Origin of the sequence: Planktothrix agardhii (assembly GCF_904830935.1) — a bacterium.
GTDB classification, from domain to species: Bacteria; Cyanobacteriota; Cyanobacteriia; order Cyanobacteriales; family Microcoleaceae; genus Planktothrix; species Planktothrix agardhii.
Genome location: NZ_LR882952.1, coordinates 664215 through 685785, shown reverse-complemented (window position 1 = coordinate 685785; position 21571 = coordinate 664215). Strand labels below are relative to the sequence as shown.

The window sequence follows — 21571 nt, the reverse complement described above, 5'->3', positions numbered from 1 at the left end:
AATACGGCAAGATTAGAGTTTCATTGATATAGAGGAGCAAACTCCCATTTCTAGTGTGAAGATACTACCCCATCCTAGCTTTGTCGGGGTTTTCCTTCGAGCTTTTACCGTTCATTACTCCAGAAGCGATACCCCATGTAAGTAACCCCGCAGACAGACTGAGAAAGATAATTAATATGAATGTAGCCAAGGCGCTAAAACTCAATGGCTTATTAATACCTATTAATCCTGGTTCCTGCTTTATCCAATAAGGGGTGCTAGTTGCTACTACTCCTGCTGCACCTATGCCAAAGCCTACTGCTTGGATGGTTTTTTGGAGGTTGCGATCGCATTCTGCTTGCTCAATCTCTACCCGTCCTCGGATAGCATCTAAGGCTTTTTCTAGTAAATCCGATCCCTTTGCAAAATAGTCCAAATCTGCTTGAATTTGCTCTTCAAAAATATGAGCTTTTTCGTCTGAGAAATTCTCCAGAAAGCTTAAATCTTCTTGTGGGTATTTTTTTTGTAACAGCTTTATCTCTCTTTTGTAATTTTGAAGATTGATTTTAAGGGGTAGGCGGTAGTTATCTAAGTCTCTGATTAACTCAACGTAACTAAAATTAAGGCGAGGAATGTGCTTAAGTGCCTTTTTCAATTTTTCTAAATTACTCAAATCTAAGGTGCGATCGTCTGGCAAACTTTCAACAATAGCTATTTCTGCCTCTATTTCTTTATAGCTATGGGAGAGAACCTTATAGACATATCGACTTAATTTATATGCCTGGACAATTTTATGATGATAGCAAAATATATCAACTAAATTAGGATATTCTTCTTGTAATTTTGTGTCGGTTTCAGGAGTGACGAATATCCAAACTAAAACATGACAATAATTTTCTAACCCATCGGGAATTCCATACTCAAAAATGGGACTACCAAATAGTTCACCCGATTGGTAAAATGGAGGAGTCTCTAACTTGTCTGGAATAAAAGCTCTCAAGCATTTATCTGCCAAAGATTGCAGCTTTTTTTGGTCTTCCCTTGAGTTCCTAAATGGCCGCCAAGTTTTCTCTGGAGTGTACCAAATAGTTAACAATAAAGTTTGACCGAGAGAAGCGTTAACTTGGCTTGGCATCCAGCAATCGTTAGGATGCAAGCGTTTAAAAAAGTCTATATCTACATCAGCAGTTTTAATTCCCTGGTCGTTTTTTTCGGGACGGCGGACATTTAATGCTAAGGCAAAGGTATCGTGAATTCGCACAGGATAAGCAATGCCCGTGATGGGGGAATCTGACCATTTTTCAAAGAAAATGGAGGCATCATCTTCGGTTTGTTGAGCCAAAAGTTCAACTCGATATCCGGGTTGGTCTTGGATATTAATTATTTGATTAATTCCGAATTCTTTTAAGATGTTTTCGCCTTTCTTAAATAGTTCTTTGAGATTATCTTTTTGATGTTCAGATTCTTTTCGCAACTGATAGGCAAACAAATGAACATTCGGCGCATAGATTTTGGGAGGAGACATAAAAGTTATTTCCCCTTTTCGATCTCTTTGAGTTTTTGTTTCACTGCTTCGCTTAATTCTTGAAAGACGTTAGCGACCCCAGTTTTGGGTGGAGCTTTAACTTTAGTAACTTCTCTGTTGTTACTTGGTGCAAACTTCCTAAGCCGATCTGTGATATCTTCGTGGTTGGATAACCATTCATTCAGAGTTTCCTCTGTCTTTTGCCAAGGTTCGCTGCTGACGGATTCTAAGGCTCGATCCAATTCTCTTAAACAGTCAATGTCAATGTCTTTGCTGTTTACAAAGTTTGGGAAAGCTAAGAAAAGAGAATCTTCAGTCATATCTGTAGTCATAGTTTTTAGTTTCCTATAGCGCAAAATGCAGCCCAGTAAAACGGGCTTTCAAATAGTTTCTTGTCAGGTTTGGATTTTTTACACAAATCCTCGAAACTTTGGGGTAACTTTGAATCTAATTTTAATTTACCAATCCATTCTAGCAATTTAGATTTGGTAACATCTCGCAGCCAAATTTGGGCAGTATTGAGGGCTATTGCCATATCAGCAGTTTCCAGATTTTCATAGAATTTAATCATTAAAAACGCCGTCGCCGAGTCATCAACAGACCACAAACTAGAGAGTACCCCCTGACTACCAGCATACAAAAAGCCTGTAGCCAAGCCAATACAGTCATCACTCTGCTTGGTTGTGTCAGTCAACCCCGTTTCGCAAGCGGAGAGGGTGACTAGGCGACATTTAGGTAAGTTCAGTGTAGCAAAAATGTCTTGCAGAGTTAGGCATTTGGCGGGGTTGGCTTGTCCCCCGGAACGCAATCGCAGGGATTTTTGCCCGGTGGGGGTGGGTGAGTCCGTTGATTCTATCGCCCCTGCTAGGATTAGGGATGAAATTAGGGGTGTCTGGAAATCAAAGGAACCGTGACAGGAAAAGTGGACGTAGTGCGCTTGGGCGAGGGTTTCCAGGTTGTCGATGAGGGCGATTTTGGTGGCTTGTTGTTTGCTTAAAATGTCGGCGGGTGTAAAGTCGCGTTTGATGACTTCTACTTCTATATCAGTATAGGCAAGGTCTTCGGTAGGATTTTGGATGGCGAACAGGGTGCGGGTATCGGCGGGTGGGCGTTCTCGTTGCTGTACTCGTTGCAGGAGTTGACAACTGGGGGCGTAGCGCACGCCTTTTTTGAAGCAATCTAGCAGACAAGGGTTGGCGGGGGGTTGGAGATGCGGAGTTTCTGGGTTAAATCGCGACCAAGTTTGTTGACTAACTGATAAGGCATGAAGGGGAAATAGATGCAAATAGCGGTGGGGAACTAAAATTAGGGAGTCACAATTGGCTAGGGCGGGATGATTGAGAATTTCATCAAAGCGCAATATCTGGGAAAAACTATTCAGCGACTCGGAAAGATTATCTTGCCAGGTTTCGGTGTCGTTAAATAAGGCTTCGAGATATTGCTGATTCCACGTTTCCAGCTTTTCTAATTCGGCTTTGTCAAACTGCACAACTTCCAAACTTGACTGGGTGACGATGAATATTTGGAAACTGTCAGTGCCAATATACCACTCTAAAATAGCGGTGTGGGAGTCAATCAAATCGCGGATTTCAGCAACGGTAATAGGTTCGACTTTTTGAGTGAGGGTGAAGTCGGGATCTAGTTTCTGACACTGGGCGAAAACTTCATCGAGTTGGCGCTGATATTCTTGCAGGAGTTCGCGCTGTTGGGCGATATACTCGCGGGTGAGGCTGGATGTTTCACTACTACGCAATCCCTGGAAACTGTCGCGATTAAAAGTGGTGTTGTTATCTGCTTGGGCTAGTAATTGGCGTATTGATGAAATGGTGCTTCTTAGGGTGCGTAATTTCTGTTTGAGTGAAGCATCAGCGCCTTTGGGTTCAAGTTCGGAATTCGCTAGTAGTTCGACTAAGTTGCGGGATTTGCTGCGTTCGACGGTTTCGAGGGCTTTTTCAATTTGTCCGTCATTGATGCAGGCTTGCACCATTTTGATATAGACATCTATGGCGTTCAATTGGATTTCTTGACGGGCTGCTTCGTTGGTTGCCCATTCCCGACTTTGTTCGACTGCGGCTATTGCATTGGAGTAACTTTGCCAAGCTGCTGTCCACCATTCGTTAAGAAAAGTAAATTCGCTTATTACCTTCCATAAGTTAAAACATTCTATTGGAAAAGATGTAGGGGTAAAGATTTTTGATGCTAAATTAAAACATTCAATCATTGCATCAAGTTGCTCTAATTGGTTATAAATTATCACTAGATTAAATTGAACTCCTGCCCATCTATAAGGAAACTCTTCACGAGTCAAGACTTTTGCCGCTAACTGCAAATTCTCGACCGCCAGCTTCAAATTATTTGTCTTATTTTCTCGAATTCTAAAAGTATAAGCTATAGCTAAATTATTCAGAGTATTTGCCCAATCTTGGGGAAAACTTTCACGTTTATAAACTTGTAAAGCAGCATCACAACATCCAATTGCCCGTTCGATATTTTCTTCTTTACTTTCTCGAATTCTTCTTAGGTAAGTACCTGCTAAATTACTATAAACTTTTGCCCAGTCTTCAGGATATGCTGTACGAGTATAAACTGTCAGTGCAGCTTGATAATATTTGATTGCTTTCTCTATATTTTCTTCTTTGTCTTCTCGAACTCTGTGTGAGTATGCAATTCCTAAATTTTGTTGAGTTTTTGCCCATTGTTCAGGAGTAGTATCACGAGTATAGAACTCTAACGCAGCATCGTAACATTCGATCGCCCGTTCAGTATTGTCTGCTTTAGACCCACGAAGTCTGCAATCATAAGCATATCCCAGACTAAGCTGAGTCATTGCCCATACCCGCTTGTATTTTTCACGGGTGCGGACTTCTAACGCAGCTAAATAGTATTCAATCGCTTTTTCCATATTATCTGCCTTTTCTTCCCGCAGTCTATCATTGTAAGCTATTCCTAAATTATGCTGAATTCTTGCCCATTCATAATCATTTTTATCGCGGGTATAGACTTCCAAAGCCGCTTGATGATATTTAATCGCTTTTTCAATATTTTCGGCTTTTGAACCTTCAATTCTATAGTAGTAAGCACATCCTAAGTTAGTTTGAATATCTGCCCAACGTTCGGGATATTCTTTGCGAGTACGGACGATTAAAGCATCTTTTAAAGATTGAATCGCCATTTCAATATTTTTTGCTGTTTCACCCGAAATTCTATTGATATAAACAACAGCTAAATTAACTAGCGTATTTGCCCAATCTTTTGGAAAAATTTCGAGAGTGTAGACGGTCAGCGCTATCTTATTACCTGTAAGAGCAATTTCTTGATTGATTGCTTTATCGCCTCGTGGAAACTCCTGAATCAATCTACTAAAAGTGAAAATAATTTTTGCAAGACCTTGATTTTTTTCTAAGTCTTCGCTTTTTAAATATTCGGTTGCCCAAAGTTTTAATGTGTATAGAAAATCTATATTTAATTTGTCTTCCTTTCCTTTTAATAAGGAATACACTTCTTCTTGATTACCATTGCTTCTTTCAGTTAACGATAATACTTCTAATAAAAAATCTTCACACAGTCTAAAAGTCACAGTGCCATACTTAGTAGCTAATTCATCAGCTAGATCCCTTAAAAACTCACAATCCCTCTGATCCCCTTGAGCAGCAAGGTATCCTGCTACTTCTCTCATTTCATCTACCAAACCTTTCTCAATCAGTTCTTGATAAAGGTTCAAAACTTCATCTTTTTGCGTTTTATCATTCAACAGCATCTCAATCAGTTGCCAGTAAGCTTGAGTGCGACTATCAACCATTGGGAATCACCTTCAAATTTATAATGCCTGATTATAGCCCCAACACAGGCAACTTCCCCTGAATTTTCAAATCATTTAATCTGACTCACCGAGGGGGGTGTGAGTTATCCCCTTGATGGTTCGGGGGTTGAAACCGCAACTACACAAAGGAAGTCTTAGCAGAGAGGGACTAAGAGATGAAGGGAATATTAAGAATATTGTAAAATGCGACTATTCAAGTGATGCCATAAATCAAGGTTTAAGCAGAACTATTACCATAAATAAAAATTGCTTTAGTCTTCAGGTCTAAACACGCGCTCAAAAGCCTGTTTTCGATAACGTCGATAAACATCAAAATCACTATCTAAAGTAGCAATAGCCGGAATATTCAGCCGTTCGGAAATAGCAACCAGAGACAAATCAGCAAAATCTCCCGGTAAATCTGCATACTGTTCATTTAGTTCAGTAATCCGCGAAAAATCTTCAGGAAGCAATGGGATAGATTCAAAAACTCCCCTGGCAACTCCCTGTAAAAACTTATTCTGTATTCGCCAATTAGGACTTAAAAGCCACATCACTTCGGTAACACAAGCAGTGGTAGTTACTAGGTTACTTGTACATCTCTCAAAAAAAACTCGCGCCTGTTGATGATAGCTATCTTTTACACTGTAGTAAGCTACAAGAACTCCACTATCTACAATAATTACGGGATGATAAGTCATTGCGGATGATATTGAGGATGTCTTTTCTCCAAATAAGCTTGGATCGCTTTTTTCCGAGTTGCGCGTTCTGATAAATCAGGTGGCGCATCTTCTAACAGATGTTCAGGATGTCCCCCCAGTCTTTCTACAATTGTTTGACGCGGTTGTAAACTCAGCCAGCGATCTTTAACTAAGCGTTTAATCAATTCATCGCTGGTAGTTTTCTCCCTTCCCAAAATTTCTACTAAATAAGCTTCCGTTTCCTTGTCTAATTCTATATTCAGCATGACAACCTCCGATTAACTCCCCTAAATTATACATTACATTTTCGGCTCTTTCGTACTTACAATGCTAAGATTTTAGGAAAATACCAACAAAGCTTCGGCGGTTAAAACCGCAGCTACACAAACAAAGTCCGCCTGCGCGGACTAAAAGATAACAAAATATTGCTCCTTTTAAGCATTCCCAGTCTTCTAATGCCACAGGTTCAGTTGGGTCATCTTACTGTAAATCCCCCGGTATTACAGCCTTCGTAAACCTGCTAATAAACCTTGACAAACTCCGGTGAGAAAGTCTAAATCTAGGGTTTCTAAAGTATCCGTTGGTTGATGATAGTGAGGATTCCTTAAATTTGCCGTATCTGTCACCATAATTGCTGCATATCCTAAATCCCAAAAAGGAACCTGATCACTGCGTCTGGTATCAGGAACCATTATACCTCGGTTGGGAACTGGTAGCCATTGACAAGGGGTTTTAGTTTGGCGAATACCGCGACTAATTCTAATTAAATCGGGAATAGTTTTTAAGTTCCCAATTAAAGCAATATAATCCCCACAATTCGGATAAAAATATTTTAATCCGGGGGGATATTTTTGGGAATTAGGATTAGGATTGCAATAGCCTAACATTTCTAGGGAGAGCATCAGACGAATAGACTGGTTTTGCTGTTTTAAAGATTCAGCATAATGTTGACTTCCCAGAAAACCAAATTCCTCTAAATCAAAGGCTACACATTGAACCGGATATTTTAGGGGGTGTTCTGCGATCGCCTTTGCTAATTCCAATAAAGCCGCAACTCCTGTACCATTATCATCGGCCCCAGGACACCCGGGTACAGCATCATAATGGGCACCAATTACAATAATAGAATTTTTTGATTTGGAAATACCAGGTAAATTTAGGATCAGATTTTGATGTTTTTTTCCTCTTTGCTCAAACTCATCGGTGATCACAGTCCCCCATTGTTGGAGTTGCTGACGAATATATTCACGCACATAAAAATGACCCTCTGAAGCCAGATAGGGGTCACGTTCTCTAATGATTTGTTGTAAATGCTGAGTTAATTGAGATTTTAAACTTATTGTCATTGATCTTAAAAAAAATCTGAAATTCTATTTTAACATAAATTTTCCAAACAAGTTTGTGGAAATTTAGTCAAAATTTAATCCTTTAAATCGGCAACAATTTTTGTTTTCGTTTATAGATTTTTTTGCGATATCAGTCATGGTTTTTGTCCTAATTCATCATAAAATTGATTGGAGAGTTGGTTTATGAAACTTTCTGCTCTTTTTCATCGGGTATGCCATAAAATTCGGTTTCTGACCGATCTAATAAGTAAATAAAGGGTAAGGCGGCTAAGGAACAGGATTTCCAATGACTTTGGACAGGAGCGTGGAACATCTGACAAGTTCCTCCCCGTCTGCCTTCTGGTTTGTAGTGGAGGCAATTACGGCAATTTGAGGGAACGGCATTTTCCCTGTTCATGTTGATTGATCCCAAATAATTATATAAACTCAATTATGGATGATGGATTTCCCTAACTTTGTTATCTAACTTACAGTTCGACGCTATTTTTGTTAAGTTTAATTAAGTTTCCGTCTCCGGGTAAAACCTTTCTTCAGAGAGTTGAAAAAATATTGTGTTAGACAGAAAGGGGATTGAATAATATTTGCTAAAAAAATATACAAAAATTCTGTTAACTGTGAGTACAGATCCAGATTATAACACCAATCCCCGGCCAAAAGTTGACGCTTGACAGACAAGTGTGTACAGTCAACAGTTACCAACCCCAAACCGTGATCTTTTATCTGTTGTTAAAAATGAGTTTATTGGCGAAAATTGAAGCAATTTTGTATTTAAAAGGTCAGTCGCTTTCCATTGCTGGACTCGCAGAATTAGCCGGGTGCGATCGCACCGAAGTAGAAGAAGCACTCATTCAACTGATGTCCGACTATGCCCATCGGGATAGTGCCTTAGAAGTCGTAGAAACCGATTCTGGATATAGCTTACAACTTCGAGAAGCCTATCGGTCATTAATGCAAAGCTTAGTAGCACCGGAGTTAGGAGTTGGGGCATTAAGAACCTTAGCAGCGATCGCCCTCAAGGGTGGCATTACCCAAACCGATTTAGTAGAATTAAGAGGGTCAGGAGCCTATCAACAGGTCACCGAGCTCGTAGAACTGGGATTTGTTCAGAAACGCAAACAAGCTAACTCCCGCTCCCATTGGTTACAAGTGACCAAAAAATTCCATCAGTATTTCCAAGTTGATCAGCTTCCCCAACAACTTTCATTAAATTTTAGCGACGATTTACCCCTGGATGCCCCTTTACCGGTTCTCGATGCCAAGCCTACGGGCGAAGTGTAAAAATAAGATAAACTATAGATAGCATAAGCATGATATAGAGACGCAGATCATGGTTTTTAACTCTGACTTCCTTAAATCTGATGTTCAAGAAACCGCCGAAAATCCCTTGTTGACCTACCTGCAAAGTCAACATCCCGATATTCTGGCGACAGTTGCTCAGTCTGCGAGTTTGGAAATTAAAGAAATCATTAGTAAAAACGTCCAAGGATTAGTCGGGGTACTCCCCTCCGATCACTTTGATGTGCAGATTACAACCAACCGCGAAAACTTAGCGGGTCTGTTAGCATCGGCAATGATGACTGGGTACTTTTTACGCCAAATGGAACAACGGATGCACCTGGAAGAAAACCTATCTCGCACCACTTCAATTGATCCCAAAACACCGGATTAATTATTGAATTCTCCAGCTAAGGCGGATTCTGGGAACACGGCGGTTTTAATCATCAGGGTTTGTTGTTGGCCCTGGCGGTTAATTTCGACGGGAAGTTCTTCCCCAACCGTCTTAGTTTCAATTTGTTCTTGGACTTGGGCCGGAGTATTCACCGCAACACCGTCAATAGCCGTGAGGATATCCCCTTTGAGAATTCCCATTTGGGCGGCGGGGGAATCCTCCACCACCCGCACCACAATCACCCCGGTGTCCTGGGTTAATTTAACTGACAGTTGCTGATTCATTTCGGCCTTTACCACCGGACTGAGTTCCACCATCTGTACACCCAGATAGGGATGATCGGCTTTTCCCTTGGCAAAAAGTTGACTAGCGATGCGGATCGCGGTTTCAATGGGAATGGCAAATCCTAGACCCTGGGCATTAGCCCGAATTGCCGTATTAATCCCAATCACATGACCTTGATCGTTTAATAATGGCCCGCCAGAGTTACCCGGATTAATCGCCGCGTCGGTTTGAATAAAGCGGACTCGTTTATCTGGAATTCCGACTTGGGTACTGGAACGATCTGTGGCGCTAATAATCCCAATAGTTACGGTATTATCTAATCCTAGGGGATTGCCAATGGCGATCGCCCACTGACCCGGAACCAAATGATCGGAAAAACCAATCGGGGCCGTCGGTAACTCTTTCCCGTCAATTTTCACCGCCGCCACATCGGTTATTGGGTCAACTCCTTTTACTTTCCCTTCCAATACCCGACCATCTTTAAGGGTGACTTGCACCGTATCCGTCCCATCCACAACATGGGCATTAGTAATGATCCGACCGTCGGAATGTAGAATAAATCCTGAACCTGTTCCCCTACGAACTCGGTCTTCATTTGTGGGGATTTGATTGCCAAAAAAGCGTTTAAATAGGGGATTTTTAAAGGCATCGGGTACATCTTGTGCCGATTTGCGGGTCGCATCAATTCTCACCACAGTCGGGCCAACAATTTCGGCGGCATCGGCAATAAAATTAGAACTACTACGGTCAACCACCGGGTCTTCTGTCACCCTAGGGGGGGAAACCGCAGGGATATGTTTAACGATGGCTACCGTCGCCGATAACCGGTCTGGGTTATTGGTTTGGACATAGCGACTTGCCAGCCATCCACCACCGCCACCTAAAGAGACTAAGGCTAGGTATATCGTAAACTGTTTGAAAGATAAATCCATCTTTGTTGCCGTGGTGGAAATCAGTAATCAGTAATCAGTTATCAGTTATCAATAATCAGTTGAAGAAATCAAACAGGACTTACGCACCCAACCAAAGAAACCGGGTTTTTTTACGAAAATACTTCGTTGTGACCTACATATTTTCTAAAAAACCCGGTTTATCGGGCCCCGTGCGTAAGTCCTATCAAATCAAGACTTCACCCTTCAATGATAACTGCAAATTACCGATTAAGGTAACTGACAGGGGAATCGGTTTTTTTAACTAACACCGCCGGGAAGTCCCCCGCTCTACAATAACCCAGGTGAGCGGTGGGATGAAAGGCGGGTCAACGTAGGTACGGAGTTGACCAAATCTTTCGTTTGGCGCTGTAGGAGGGGAGGTAAGACCAAAAGGGGGATGCAAGTCCGTCTTGAGGCATTCCCCTGTGAGTACAGAAGCCGACACTGTACTTGGTACTCCAAGTCAGTGTGGGTAGTTCACAGTTAAATTTGATTAATTGTTGATTATGCGGTTTCAACGTTTAGAAATATTATTATTGCGGTTGATGGCTCTAATCGGAATATTAGTTAGTATTAGGCCATGGATAAGGTCTGTAGAGGCAAATGAACCCTTTAACTCAGAAGCTCAAGATGTTTGCCCAACCCCGGTATTATCCCGTTTAAAACCTCATCGGATTGCCCCTGGAGACACCCTCGAAAGTATTGCCCGCCAATATAACCTAATTCCGGCAACCCTACTGGGGATCAATCCAATTTTACAACGGGGGCAAATTCCCATTGGACAGGAGATTTTGATTCCGCCCCATAATGGGATTAGGGTAGATATTCCCCCTGGTCGGAGTTGGCAGGAAGTAGCCAGAGCTTATAATGCCCGTCCTGACGTGGTTTTTGAAATGAATGGTTGTCAAACTCAACCAACAGCGTTATTTTTACCCGGTGTGAATTGGTCACCCAAAGGGCCACCAACTGTGGCGATATTGGTGTTACCCGGTTATCCCTTACCGCAACGGACAACAATACAAATGGGTTATGGTTGGCAACTCAATCCCGTTTCGGGTCGGGTAATATTTCATAGTGGTTTAGACTTGACGGCGACGGTGGGAACCCCAGTTTTATCCGTTGGGATGGGAAAAATAGCCTTTGCGGGAGAACGGGAGGGGTATGGAAAATTAGTTGTAGTTAATCATGGGTCAGGGAAACAAACCCGTTATGCCCATTTAGACAATATTGGGGTAAAACTGGGTCAATCGGTAAAGTTAGGGGATGTATTGGGAACAGTCGGGACGACGGGACAACCGGATACCGATCAACCCCATCTCCATTTTGAAATTCGTTATAACTCCGATTTAGGATGGATTGCAGAAGATCCTAATCCTTATATTCAAGTTAAACGTTAAGATATAAACACAACTCTAGGGTTAGGAAATTATAAACTTCATGCAAAAGCGTCCCCATCCAATAGACTCAACAGAAATTACTCGCCGGGCTGCCGATCTCGTCAGTTCTGCGACCAATCGCTATCGGATTACAGTACAAGTCGCAAATCGGGCTAAACGGTGTCGTTATGAAGACTTTGATAATGGGGATGAGAACCCTACCAAACCTGTTTTACGCGCAATTATTGAAATGTCCGATGAACTAAATCAACCGCAAATTATCGCGGATCGTTAGATTGATCAATTGCGGTATTGGGTGTCTTTAACACCGTATTTATTGAGGTGATAAAGACTCCAAAATATCTTAATCTTATGTTTATGTTGAAATCTCGAAAACCCAAAAAACCAGTTAGTTTAAGTTTTCTATTAATCGCCGTTATAATTACCCTATTCATTGTTTTGGGTGGGTTTATGGATGGCCTGGAAATTCAAGGACTCGCCCAAACTCCGCCGCCAGAAATATCCTCCCCATCGGGACGAGTCAGGGTTTCAGAGGTGTGGAAGAAAGTCTATGAACAATTACCAAATTTGCCCCAGGAAAATCAATATCTTTCCCAGGAAACGGGAAAAGTCGCCGAAGATAATACCTTGATTGGTCGGTTAATTCGTTATCACATTTATGTGAAAGCTCGACCCACTCAATATCGTTTTGATTGGAAACTCACCTTAGCCGATTATCTCGGGGTGAATGAACCGATGTTAGTGTTAAGTTATCCGGGTCAGGAAGTATTAAAAGAAAATCCTTTAGTCGGGGATCAAAAAGCCATTCAACAGTTAAATAGAGTTGAACGGGATGCGTTAGTTAATACACTGGCGAGTTTATTTAATCCCAATTCTGTCAATAGTGACAATGGAACAATTCCAAAACCGAGCCCTGCTTCACCCACCGCTAAACCGCCAACCCCCTCCTTAATTCTCCTACCGGAGTCGGGAGATGCTCAACGGTTAAAATAACCCGGGGAATATGGAGAAAATTCTAAAAACCGGAACCGGATGGCGTTTAGGTTGGAACCCCCAAGCCACGGAATTTCATGGGTTAGTCGGGGGCGATACCTGGGCGATGGAATTGACCCAGGCGGAGTTTGATGATTTTTGTCGGTTGTTGTGTGAACTAGCCGATACCATGAGCCGAATGAGCCTTGAGTTGATGGATGAAGAAAAACTAGCCTGTGAAGCCGAAAGCGAGCGGTTGTGGATGCAGGTAGAAGGCTATGCTAATGCTTATACGGTGCTGTTGATTTTGAATACTGGACGGCGGGCGGAAGGTTCTTGGCCAGTGGAAGTGGTGGCGGAATTAGTACAAGCGACAAAAACCTTGAAAATCTTTTGAAATAGTCTTGACAAGTTTTTGTTTGCTATGCTACATTAGTTAATTGTGTCGGGGCGTAGCGCAGCTTGGTAGCGCACTACCTTGGGGTGGTAGGGGTCGCAGGTTCAAATCCTGTCGCTCCGATTCTAAATCGGTAACTATATTAAATAGTTGTGCATTAACAAATTGTTTATCCATATTTAGTTAGCCAAAAGGATTCTGTAATAGGAGTCCTTTTTTTACGAACTTTTAAATAGTAGCTGTTGATGAGCGTTCCTCAAGTACAGAAATAATTTGATCAATTGTAAAGTAAAGTCTTTGACTAGAGGAGATCCCATGGCAAGGCAAAAGAAACCCGATCAAAGAAATATAGATCAATATAATCACGAAAATCAGCAACGAGTGAATAATCCACCTGTGGGACTGGTTACGCCAGAAAGTGATCCTGATGGTGATAATAAAAATTATAGCTACGATCCGCACCTTGACCCGCAATTAGTTTGGGCTGGTAAGGCGGAACATACTAATTTTGAAGTGCCAACTGTATCTTTGCACGTTCACGAACGCATCGATCCGCGCAGCATTATAGAAGCAGTACGGAAGCAAAATCAAACTCAGGCTGTACAGTTATCTTTATTTGAAATACCTGAAGAAAATCCGCCTATTCGACAAGCGATTGAATTTTATAAACATCAGCATAATTGGAGTAACCGTTTAGTTGCTGGAGATTCGCTTTTAGTGATGAATTCCCTATTAGAAAAAGAGGGAATGGCGGGACAAGTACAGATGATTTATTTCGATCCGCCCTATGGAATTAAATATGGTTCAAATTTTCAGCCGTTTGTGAATAATCGGGATGTGAAAGATGGGAAAGATGAGGATTTGACTCAAGAACCGGAAATGATTAAAGCATTTCGGGATACTTGGGAATTGGGGATTCATTCTTATTTGACTTATTTAAGAGATAGATTGTTGTTGGCGAGGGAGTTGTTGTCGGAAAGTGGTAGTGTTTTTGTGCAGATTTCTGATGAGAATGTGCATCATGTTAGGGAATTGATGGATGAGGTTTTTGGAGTTAATAATTTTATTTGTATAATCTGTTTTCAAAAAACTGGAGGATTATCAAGCAATTTTTTAGCCAGCCGTTATGATTTTATTATTTGGTATGGTAAGGATAAACAGCAGACAAAATATAAACAACTTTATATTGAAAAAAGTTTGAATGCAGGAACAGCATCAAATTATACATGGCTAAAATTGGCTGATGGAAGCAACCGAGGAATGACTCAAGAAGAAAAACTGAATCCGTTAAAAATTCCAGTAGATGCAAAAATCTATAAGCCTAATGATATAACTTCCCAAGGAAATTCAGTTTTTCCATTTGAGTATCAGGGTAAAGTTTATTCAAAATCGTGGAAAACAAGTTTACATGGACTACAAAAACTTGGATATGCTGGAAAATTACATATCACTACGAATAGCATACAATATATTAGATATTTGGATGATTTTCCTTGTGTTGCCTTAACTGAACTATGGGAAGATACGGCAACAGGAAGTTTTACAGACCAAAAAATATATGTTGTTCAAACTGGAACAAAAACAATACAACGTTGCCTCCTAATGACCACCGACCCAGGCGATTTAGTCCTAGATATCACCTGCTTGCGAAAAGGAACAAAAATATTGACCCCCTCCCCAACCCTCCCCATGAATGGGGAGGGAGCCGGAAAATTCAAAGTCCCCCCGTACACGGGGGGATTTAGGGGGGGATTCACGGGAGATTTAGGGGAAGAAAAACTCATTCCCATCGAAGAAATACAACCCGGTACTTTAGTCTACAGTCACGACAACAAACCCCACCGAGTCCTACGCACCATCCAAAAAGAATACCAAGGAGAAATGATCGGGTTAACCTGTAAAAACAACAATACAACTATGTGGTTAACAGCCGATCATCGCGTACTAGCAAAACTTAGACCGCGCAGTTTAGGAGGTAATCAAGACTGGTCAGCAACCCCCTATAGTCACCTAGAACTTCGCCGAAAACTTCGTAAAGAAATGACACCTCCAGAGCAGAAATTGTGGGATGTTTTACGAGGAAAAAAACTAGAATTTAAGTTTCGTCGTCAACATCCTATCGGTCGATATATTGCTGACTTTTATAGTCGAGATGCTCATTTAGTTGTAGAAATAGATGGGGCAACCCACTTTGAACCAGAAGCAATAGAATATGATCGACAACGGGATAGTTTTATGCGTAGTCTTGGTCTTGATGTGCTGCGCTTTACGACAAAAGAAATTTACGAAAATTTAGAAGGAGTTTGTTTAGCAATTGAATCTCAATGTCGCATCCGCACTGAATCAATTGAGGGTGCGACTTGGGTTCAAGCGGGTAATCTAAAACCAGGAGATATTGTTTTTAGTGCACTTGTGTCCCCCCCCAACCCCCCGTGTACGGGGGGAGTAAGAGAGGCAGTAAGAGGGGGAAGTAAGAGAGGCAGTAAGAGGGGGAGAAATAGGGGTAGAAATAGGGGTAGAAAAGATTAGTCTTGAATGTGTTGAAATTGCAAAAGTAGAAAATTGTTGGTCAACTGAAACTGTTTATGATTTAGAGATTGAAGGTAGTCATTCTTTTATTACTGAAGTTTGTACAGTTCACAATTGCGGTAGCGGTACAACTGCCTACGTTGCCGAACAATGGGGACGCAGATGGATAACCTGCGATACCTCAAGAGTAGCAATAACCCTAGCCAAACAAAGGTTAATGACCGCCACCTTTGACTATTATCAATTAGCAAATTCCCAAGAAGGCGTAGGCGGTGGTTTCAAATACAAAACCGTCCCTCATATCACCCTTAAATCTATTGCCAATAATCCCGAAATTCGGGAAGGAATGAATCGCATAGAAATCGAACAAGCGATTAATAAATACGCCGACCAAGAAACTCTTTATGACCAACCATTATTAGACAAATCCAAAGCCAGAATTACGGGGCCCTTCACCGTCGAAGCCGTCCCCGCACCCACAGTTAAACCAATTGACGATATTATCAATCCAGCCATTCCTGATAATTCAATCGCCCTTTTAGGCTTTGATTATTATAACATAAAAACCGGAAATATCGAGTCTGGTAGTGTGGAAAAAATAGCTGTTTGGATGTTAGATATTGATTATGATGGGAGAAGCATTTTCCCCCGTCAAGTATTCTTTCCGATGGCCGGGGAAAAGGATGCTTGGTCGCGTGTTGCTAAGAATTTGAAAGCTGAAATCGATGAGGATTTAATTGAGTCTTATCAGGGAACTGTTTCGTTACCTTTTGAGATGTGAAAATATCAGCGCGTTGCTGTTAAAATTGTGGATGATCGGGGAATTGAAAGTTTGAAAATTATTCGGTTAACCTAAGAAACCCGGTTTCTGGGTAAGTGCTATAATCTAAACTATGACTCTGAATATCAATCAAACCTAAACCAAAAATGGAGTAATAAACCATATCAAATTATTCATCTACCTATCACTAAAATTGAAGACTAAAAGACTAATTACCCGAAAAAAAAGTTGGAGGTTTTCCCAATGACTCAAACAATATCCAAGTTAATAACTTTCGATGACTTTCTGGAATGGAAACCAGAAAACGGACACTATGAAATACATCGGGGAGCTATTGTAGAAATGCAGACTACAGGAAAACATGAAGAGGTTGTTGATTTTTTGCAGACATCTCTAATCCTAGAAACTGGTAGGCTGCAACTTCCTTATCGATTTCCTAAGAATGCTCTAGTTAAATCTCTGAGTGAAGAAACGGGTTATTTACCTGATATTTTGGTAGTTAAACGTGATGCTTTAGCCCTAGAACCTTTGTGGAAAAAATCCTCAACAATTACTCAAGGATCGTCTATTCCTTTAATCGTTGAAGTTGTTAGCACAAATTGGCGCGATGATTATGCACATAAAATGATTGATTATGAAGCATTAGGAATTCCCGAATATTGGATTGTAGATTATTTGGGTTTAGGTGGTAGCCGTTATATTGGTTCTCCAAAACAACCTACTTTATCGGTTTATCAGCTAGTAGATGGTGAGTATCAAATTAAGCTGTTTCGAGGAGATGAAAGAGTTGAATCAGTAGTTTTTCCAGAATTGAATTTGACCGCCGTACAGATTTTTAATGGTGAGTAAGTATTCAGACGATCAATCTTATTATAACAAAAAGCGTTTTACTATAATAAGATTTCGATCCAGCCGTCTTATTTCACTGAAATAACATAAGTTGACAAGACCTCAACCTTTGTCCCTCCGTCACCCAACTAAGTAGGTGGTCATAATTAAAGTTAAAATCCTAAATGCTGTAAGCCCTTTAGAATAAGGATTTTAGCTTTCGGTTTGTTGACGTTATTTATGCCCGCCTACTTATGCGATCTGATTGATACGATACATCCAACAAATTGAAGCATTATGTCATCACAAACTACAATTAATCAACTCATTATTACCTGATCGCACATTATTATCAATTGGGTTAGGATTAAGATGGCAATATAGTGATCGGATAACTGCACAGATTGACTGGGGCATTCCCTTAATTAAATTAGAGTCTAGCGATTGCAGTTTACAGGAACAAGGGATTTATTTCCTTTTCAACTGGAAACCCTTCTAACCCCGTAGTAAGCCCTTCAGGGCTTTCTCACCCCAAACTCCGTAAAGTTGAATTAATTGTTAGATCGAATTTCAGTATAATAGATAACAATTAATTGCAGCAAAAAATCATAATTTTTCGATCAGATTCCCCGGTTGCGGTGGGAATTTTCCAGAAAAAGGTTCAATTCATGGATAAACTCTTGCAATTAATTATACAATGGAGGGTAACACCCCTCATCAGGGTAATATTCAATTTTATTGAATTCAGATCTTCCATCTTGTATAAACAAATGGAGTTTTCCTAACCCAATTTTGATTGAGGGAGTGTCAAATCGTGGACAAACAAGTTCAATCCACTACTGTTTCCAACCCTTCCGACCCTGATCCCGATTATTTCCGTCGCTTCGTGGAATATCTGCCGACGGCTATGGCCATGGTTGACCCGCAACTGCGATATTTAGCCGTATCCCGTCAATGGCAACAGGACTATGGCGAAGGAAATATTAATTTAATCGGTTCTGCTCATCAACAATGGTTTCCCCATTTACCCGAAATTTGGTATCAGAATGCCCAACAATCTTTGGAGGGGAAATTGCCCCGTTGGGAACTGGAAACCTACCACCCTCAAGCTCAGGGTTCGACTCAGTGGAATAAATGGGTAGTGCAACCTTGGCAAACGGCATCGGGAGAGATTGGGGGGTTAATTTTATACTTGGAAGTGATTACGCCTCAAAAACAATTGCAAGAAAAATTAAAACTGACTCAAAAGGCATTTGATCAGGCGGCAACGGCTATTTTTTGGATGACTTTAGAAGGTAATTTTTGCTATGTGAATCAATCCGCTTGTCGGATGTTGGGCTATACGGAAAGTGAACTACTGCAACTAAATATTCATAATATTGATCCCGATTTAACCGCCGTGGTTTGGCAGGAATATTGCCAAGAATTGAAACAAAAAGGATCATTAACCTTTGAGTCCAGTTATCAAAGAAAATCCGGTTCCATTTTTCCGGTTAATTTTAAAATTAATTATTTAGAATTAGAGTCCTCCGATCCGACTTTAACCGTTGAAACCGAATTCGGTGCAGTTTCAGTTCCAGGTTTGCCCTTAATTTGTGGTTTTGCCCATGATATTTCTGAACAAAAATCTACGTCCTCTGCCATTTTAGCCTCCAAGGATCAATTAGAAGCGGTATTAAATGCCGTCCCCGGATTAGTTTCTTGGATTAGTTCCGATTTGAAATATTTAGGGGTGAATCGCCATTTAGCTAATTCCTATAATGTTCCGGCGGAAACCTTCATCGGGAAAGAGGTGGGATTTCTCCAAACTAGCCCAGAATTTAATCAATTTGTCTATGAATTTTTTGCTCAAGATTATTGGAAAAGTTCCCGGGAATTAACAGCAAATGTCCGAGGACTTCCTTGCACCTATTTAATTGTGGCCCAAAAATATCACCGAGGTTCGGCGGCGGTTTTTGTCGGTTTAGATATTACGGAACGTCAACAAATGGAACAGGCATTACGCAAAAGTGAAGAACAAGAAGCGAAACGACGAGCCGAATTAGAAACTATTTTAACTCAACTTCAACGCACCCAAACCCAACTGATTCAAACCGAAAAAATGTCATCCTTGGGGCAGTTGGTGGCGGCAATTGCCCATGAAATTAATAATCCCGTGAGTTTTATTTCGGGAAATATTGTTCATGCTAAAAATTATATTGAAGATTTAATGAATTTAGTCACATTATATCAACAGTATTATCCTGAAATTATTCCTGAAATTGCCGATGAGATAGAAGAAGTTAATTTAAGCTTTTTAAAGCAGGATTTACCCCGGATGTTAGAGTCGATGAAAGTTGGGGCTGAACGAATTAGAGATGTTGTGCGATCGCTACGTCATTTCACCCGTTTAGATGAATCTCAAATGAAGTTTGTTGATATTCATGAAGGGTTAGATAGTACAATATTAATCTTACAAAATCGTCTGCAAGCAAAAGCCGGAAGATCGGGTATTACTTTAGTTAAAGAATATAGTGCTTTACCCAAAGTGGGTTGCTATGCGGGACAACTAAATCAAGTGTTTATGAATTTACTTACCTACACCATTGATCGTTTAGAAGCTACCAGTTTTAAGGATGATTTAGTGGATCAACCTAAGATTATCATTCGCACCTATTTAGAGAATGAAAATACCGTGGCTATTTCGATTGCGGATAATGGAATTGGGATGTCGGAAATAGAACGGAAAAGTATTTTTGATCCGTTTATTCCCCCACAATTACAGGGAAAAGGCACCAGTTTAGGATTATCAATTGCCTATCATTTAGTCACGGATAAACACCACGGAGAACTTACTTGTTTTTCAGTATTAGGAACCGGAACTAACTTTTTAATTGAAATTCCTTTAGGGAATTAGACTTTAGTAATTGTTAATTTGTATATCACCAACCAGGGATGAGGCTGGCAATACTTTAATATTTTACTCATCCATATTGTTGTATAGCAACCGCCAAGGCAGTTAGGACACCAGACGGATATTGGAACCCAGACGGTGAAGTATTTCTCCCCAGTTCCCTCCCCCCCTAGCCCCCCGTGCACGGGGGGTTTGGGGGGGCTGTTCCCTGCTATAAGCGATCGCCGATAATTAAGTTACGACCTAAAACAGTAACATCCTGACCTAAAGAATGTAATTTCAACGCCAATTTCTGCCCTAAAAATCCAGTTCCCCCCGTAACTAAAACCCTTTTCATATTCAGACTTGAATCAAAAAATTATAACGGTTCAATTTCAATGGAAACCCCAGTTTTTTTAGCATCGGGATCGAATTCAACAGTTAATTGGGGTAAACAACTTAAACGGTCATCAATTAATACCCCTGCACCATTTAAGGTTAAGGCATCTAAACAAGCACCTGCTAAATTATCAATATCGGAATTTGTCCGATGATTTCCTAATAATTTAATCACAATTGCTGCTTTGCGTAAAGGAAATTTATGGGTAATATTTTGTTCTGAAATTTGCCGATAGATTTCTACTTCTGCATGATTTCGCCAAGCGCGATAACGGGGCGGTAAATAGGTTCCATTTTTGGTTACCCGAGGACGAGCTTTCGGAACAACAACGCCAGGAATCATTAATTTAATAATTTCTGCGGGTTGTTTCGGGGGTTTTGGCGGGTCAATGGGTGGAGGTTCCGGGGGATTAATAGCAGTAAATTCAACATCAATACTGGACTCTTTATGGATAATTTGAATCCGAGTTACAGGAGATTCTAATACTTCTAATGGTTCCTGAATTGTAGTGGTTAATTCAGAAATTCCATGTAGAGACGTACCATGGTACGTCTCTACATGGCACTCTGGATTTAATAACGGAAATTCGGGTTTTGGAGGTAGAATTTGAGAGGATTTATCAGAAATATTTTTAACTTCATCCGTTGAATTAAGAGCTTGAGAATATGGTATAATTGGGATAACTAGAGTTTTTGTGGGTTGAGAAATAGAATCAATTGTTGAGGAAAAAATACCTGGATTTACCCCAGGCATTTTTTGGGCAATTTGCATATACATGGTGGCAGTTTGTTGGGAAAAGGTGAAATGTTCCTGAAACCAAACTTGCCAATGTTCCGGGGAGAATTGAGTTTGAACGTGCAGCAACCATTCTCCCGCATTCCTAGCATGAATTAAGGAGGTTTGTGGGGAATCTAAACACTGTTTGTGTTCTTGATTAATCCGTTGGGCAAAATCATCTAAAGTCGGTAAAGGGGGCTGAGAATCGCTGAGGATTTGTAAATAGGTAGATAACATTAAATAAAAGTTTTGAAGTGCAACGGGGCTGCGATAGAAAATTTCCCCCATTGATAAAAATGGGGAAGTTACAGAATCGGAATGGGGGTAAAATTTTTGATTCACCGACGGTAATCAAGATAAGGATTAATGCAGACAATTCAGT

20 protein-coding genes, 1 tRNA gene and 1 pseudogene are annotated in these 21571 nt (G+C 40.7%); 12 read left to right on the top strand and 10 right to left on the bottom strand.

Going from position 1 to position 21571, the window contains the following annotated elements:
- Positions 1-64 precede the first annotated feature (64 nt).
- From NMG88_RS03165 to NMG88_RS03135, 7 genes are all read right to left on the bottom strand, one after another.
- A complete protein-coding gene (locus tag NMG88_RS03165) occupies positions 65-1504 on the bottom strand; it encodes a hypothetical protein (protein ID WP_254035106.1) in 1440 nt (479 codons plus the stop codon).
- A gap of 5 nt (positions 1505-1509) precedes the next feature.
- On the bottom strand, positions 1510-1836 hold the full coding sequence (locus NMG88_RS03160; RefSeq protein WP_254035105.1) for a hypothetical protein: 327 nt from the start codon (positions 1834-1836) through the stop codon (positions 1510-1512).
- Positions 1837-1841: 5 nt separating this feature from the next.
- Positions 1842-5303: a CHAT domain-containing protein gene (locus NMG88_RS03155; RefSeq protein ID WP_254035104.1), complete on the bottom strand. Its 3462-nt coding sequence runs from the start codon at positions 5301-5303 to the stop codon at positions 1842-1844.
- A 272-nt stretch (positions 5304-5575) separates the two neighbouring features.
- Positions 5576-6004 carry a type II toxin-antitoxin system VapC family toxin gene (locus NMG88_RS03150; protein WP_254035103.1) on the bottom strand — a complete coding sequence of 143 codons (429 nt, stop codon included), beginning with the start codon at positions 6002-6004 and terminating at the stop codon, positions 5576-5578.
- Positions 6001-6270, bottom strand: coding sequence for a hypothetical protein (locus NMG88_RS03145; protein ID WP_026786842.1), 270 nt, complete (start codon positions 6268-6270; stop codon positions 6001-6003). Before NMG88_RS03145 ends, NMG88_RS03150 begins: the two co-directional genes overlap by 4 nt.
- 234 nt (positions 6271-6504) lie before the next feature.
- The gene (locus NMG88_RS03140) at positions 6505-7350 is read right to left on the bottom strand and encodes a M28 family peptidase (RefSeq protein ID WP_346732939.1); all 846 of its coding nucleotides are present in this window, start codon (positions 7348-7350) and stop codon (positions 6505-6507) included.
- 181 nt (positions 7351-7531) lie between these two features.
- Entirely contained in the window at positions 7532-7747 is a 216-nt protein-coding gene (locus NMG88_RS03135) for a hypothetical protein (protein ID WP_072005169.1), read from the bottom strand.
- A gap of 335 nt (positions 7748-8082) precedes the next feature.
- Between NMG88_RS03135 and scpB the strand changes: the two genes are divergently transcribed.
- Both scpB and NMG88_RS03125 read left to right on the top strand, forming a co-directional pair.
- On the top strand, positions 8083-8628 hold the full coding sequence (gene scpB / locus NMG88_RS03130) for an SMC-Scp complex subunit ScpB (protein WP_042151771.1): 546 nt from the start codon (positions 8083-8085) through the stop codon (positions 8626-8628).
- 49 nt (positions 8629-8677) lie between these two features.
- The gene (locus NMG88_RS03125; RefSeq protein WP_026786846.1) at positions 8678-9019 is read left to right on the top strand and encodes a DUF760 domain-containing protein; all 342 of its coding nucleotides are present in this window, start codon (positions 8678-8680) and stop codon (positions 9017-9019) included.
- On the opposite strand, the gene NMG88_RS03120 is transcribed toward NMG88_RS03125, so the two are convergent.
- A complete protein-coding gene (locus tag NMG88_RS03120) occupies positions 9016-10236 on the bottom strand; it encodes an HhoA/HhoB/HtrA family serine endopeptidase (protein ID WP_254035102.1) in 1221 nt (406 codons plus the stop codon). The genes NMG88_RS03125 and NMG88_RS03120 overlap by 4 nt on opposite strands.
- Before the next feature lie 506 nt (positions 10237-10742).
- On the opposite strand from NMG88_RS03120, the gene NMG88_RS03115 reads away from it, so the two are divergent.
- The 10 genes and pseudogenes from NMG88_RS03115 (at position 10743) to NMG88_RS03075 (ending at position 20036) form a co-directional block, all read left to right on the top strand.
- Entirely contained in the window at positions 10743-11633 is an 891-nt protein-coding gene (locus tag NMG88_RS03115; RefSeq protein WP_042151764.1) for a LysM peptidoglycan-binding domain-containing M23 family metallopeptidase, read from the top strand.
- A 40-nt stretch (positions 11634-11673) separates the two neighbouring features.
- Complete coding sequence (locus NMG88_RS03110; RefSeq protein WP_042151761.1) at positions 11674-11907, top strand: DNA-directed RNA polymerase subunit omega; 234 nt, start codon at positions 11674-11676, stop codon at positions 11905-11907.
- A 77-nt stretch (positions 11908-11984) separates the two neighbouring features.
- Complete coding sequence (locus tag NMG88_RS03105) at positions 11985-12626, top strand: hypothetical protein (RefSeq protein ID WP_227350060.1); 642 nt, start codon at positions 11985-11987, stop codon at positions 12624-12626.
- Positions 12627-12636: 10 nt separating this feature from the next.
- Positions 12637-13002, top strand: a complete 366-nt coding sequence (locus NMG88_RS03100) for a DUF1818 family protein (protein WP_227350059.1) — start codon at positions 12637-12639, stop codon at positions 13000-13002.
- A 49-nt stretch (positions 13003-13051) separates the two neighbouring features.
- Positions 13052-13125: transfer RNA gene (locus tag NMG88_RS03095), tRNA-Pro, on the top strand.
- Positions 13126-13317: 192 nt separating this feature from the next.
- Positions 13318-15531 (top strand): DUF559 domain-containing protein, encoded by a 2214-nt coding sequence (locus tag NMG88_RS03090; RefSeq protein WP_254035101.1) that lies wholly within the window; start codon positions 13318-13320, stop codon positions 15529-15531.
- A pseudogene (locus NMG88_RS22635) lies at positions 15500-15643 on the top strand (hypothetical protein); the annotation flags it as partial. The gene NMG88_RS03090 and the pseudogene NMG88_RS22635, both read left to right, overlap by 32 nt.
- 105 nt (positions 15644-15748) lie before the next feature.
- Positions 15749-16312 carry a hypothetical protein gene (locus NMG88_RS03085; protein WP_254035100.1) on the top strand — a complete coding sequence of 188 codons (564 nt, stop codon included), beginning with the start codon at positions 15749-15751 and terminating at the stop codon, positions 16310-16312.
- Positions 16313-16555: 243 nt separating this feature from the next.
- The gene (locus NMG88_RS03080; RefSeq protein WP_042151753.1) at positions 16556-17161 is read left to right on the top strand and encodes a Uma2 family endonuclease; all 606 of its coding nucleotides are present in this window, start codon (positions 16556-16558) and stop codon (positions 17159-17161) included.
- 793 nt (positions 17162-17954) lie between these two features.
- The gene (locus NMG88_RS03075; RefSeq protein ID WP_227350057.1) at positions 17955-20036 is read left to right on the top strand and encodes a PAS domain S-box protein; all 2082 of its coding nucleotides are present in this window, start codon (positions 17955-17957) and stop codon (positions 20034-20036) included.
- Positions 20037-20244: 208 nt separating this feature from the next.
- On the opposite strand, the gene NMG88_RS03070 is transcribed toward NMG88_RS03075, so the two are convergent.
- Positions 20245-20370: an NAD-dependent epimerase/dehydratase family protein gene (locus NMG88_RS03070; protein WP_173400989.1), complete on the bottom strand. Its 126-nt coding sequence runs from the start codon at positions 20368-20370 to the stop codon at positions 20245-20247.
- 21 nt (positions 20371-20391) lie between these two features.
- Positions 20392-21531, bottom strand: a complete 1140-nt coding sequence (locus tag NMG88_RS03065) for a RusA family crossover junction endodeoxyribonuclease (RefSeq protein WP_072005168.1) — start codon at positions 21529-21531, stop codon at positions 20392-20394.
- Between the last annotated feature and the right edge of the window lie 40 nt (positions 21532-21571).

Coding starts and splice junctions, on each gene's coding strand:
- NMG88_RS03165 (WP_254035106.1), bottom strand. CDS start 1,504: ATGTCTCCTCCCAAAATCTATGCGCCGAATGTTCATTTGTTTGCCTAT.
- NMG88_RS03160 (WP_254035105.1), bottom strand. CDS start 1,836: ATGACTACAGATATGACTGAAGATTCTCTTTTCTTAGCTTTCCCAAAC.
- NMG88_RS03155 (WP_254035104.1), bottom strand. CDS start 5,303: ATGGTTGATAGTCGCACTCAAGCTTACTGGCAACTGATTGAGATGCTG.
- NMG88_RS03150 (WP_254035103.1), bottom strand. CDS start 6,004: ATGACTTATCATCCCGTAATTATTGTAGATAGTGGAGTTCTTGTAGCT.
- NMG88_RS03145 (WP_026786842.1), bottom strand. CDS start 6,270: ATGCTGAATATAGAATTAGACAAGGAAACGGAAGCTTATTTAGTAGAA.
- NMG88_RS03140 (WP_346732939.1), bottom strand. CDS start 7,350: ATGACAATAAGTTTAAAATCTCAATTAACTCAGCATTTACAACAAATC.
- NMG88_RS03135 (WP_072005169.1), bottom strand. CDS start 7,747: ATGAACAGGGAAAATGCCGTTCCCTCAAATTGCCGTAATTGCCTCCAC.
- scpB (WP_042151771.1), top strand. CDS start 8,083: ATGAGTTTATTGGCGAAAATTGAAGCAATTTTGTATTTAAAAGGTCAG.
- NMG88_RS03125 (WP_026786846.1), top strand. CDS start 8,678: ATGGTTTTTAACTCTGACTTCCTTAAATCTGATGTTCAAGAAACCGCC.
- NMG88_RS03120 (WP_254035102.1), bottom strand. CDS start 10,236: ATGGATTTATCTTTCAAACAGTTTACGATATACCTAGCCTTAGTCTCT.
- NMG88_RS03115 (WP_042151764.1), top strand. CDS start 10,743: ATGCGGTTTCAACGTTTAGAAATATTATTATTGCGGTTGATGGCTCTA.
- NMG88_RS03110 (WP_042151761.1), top strand. CDS start 11,674: ATGCAAAAGCGTCCCCATCCAATAGACTCAACAGAAATTACTCGCCGG.
- NMG88_RS03105 (WP_227350060.1), top strand. CDS start 11,985: ATGTTTATGTTGAAATCTCGAAAACCCAAAAAACCAGTTAGTTTAAGT.
- NMG88_RS03100 (WP_227350059.1), top strand. CDS start 12,637: ATGGAGAAAATTCTAAAAACCGGAACCGGATGGCGTTTAGGTTGGAAC.
- NMG88_RS03090 (WP_254035101.1), top strand. CDS start 13,318: ATGGCAAGGCAAAAGAAACCCGATCAAAGAAATATAGATCAATATAAT.
- NMG88_RS03085 (WP_254035100.1), top strand. CDS start 15,749: ATGACCGCCACCTTTGACTATTATCAATTAGCAAATTCCCAAGAAGGC.
- NMG88_RS03080 (WP_042151753.1), top strand. CDS start 16,556: ATGACTCAAACAATATCCAAGTTAATAACTTTCGATGACTTTCTGGAA.
- NMG88_RS03070 (WP_173400989.1), bottom strand. CDS start 20,370: ATGAAAAGGGTTTTAGTTACGGGGGGAACTGGATTTTTAGGGCAGAAA.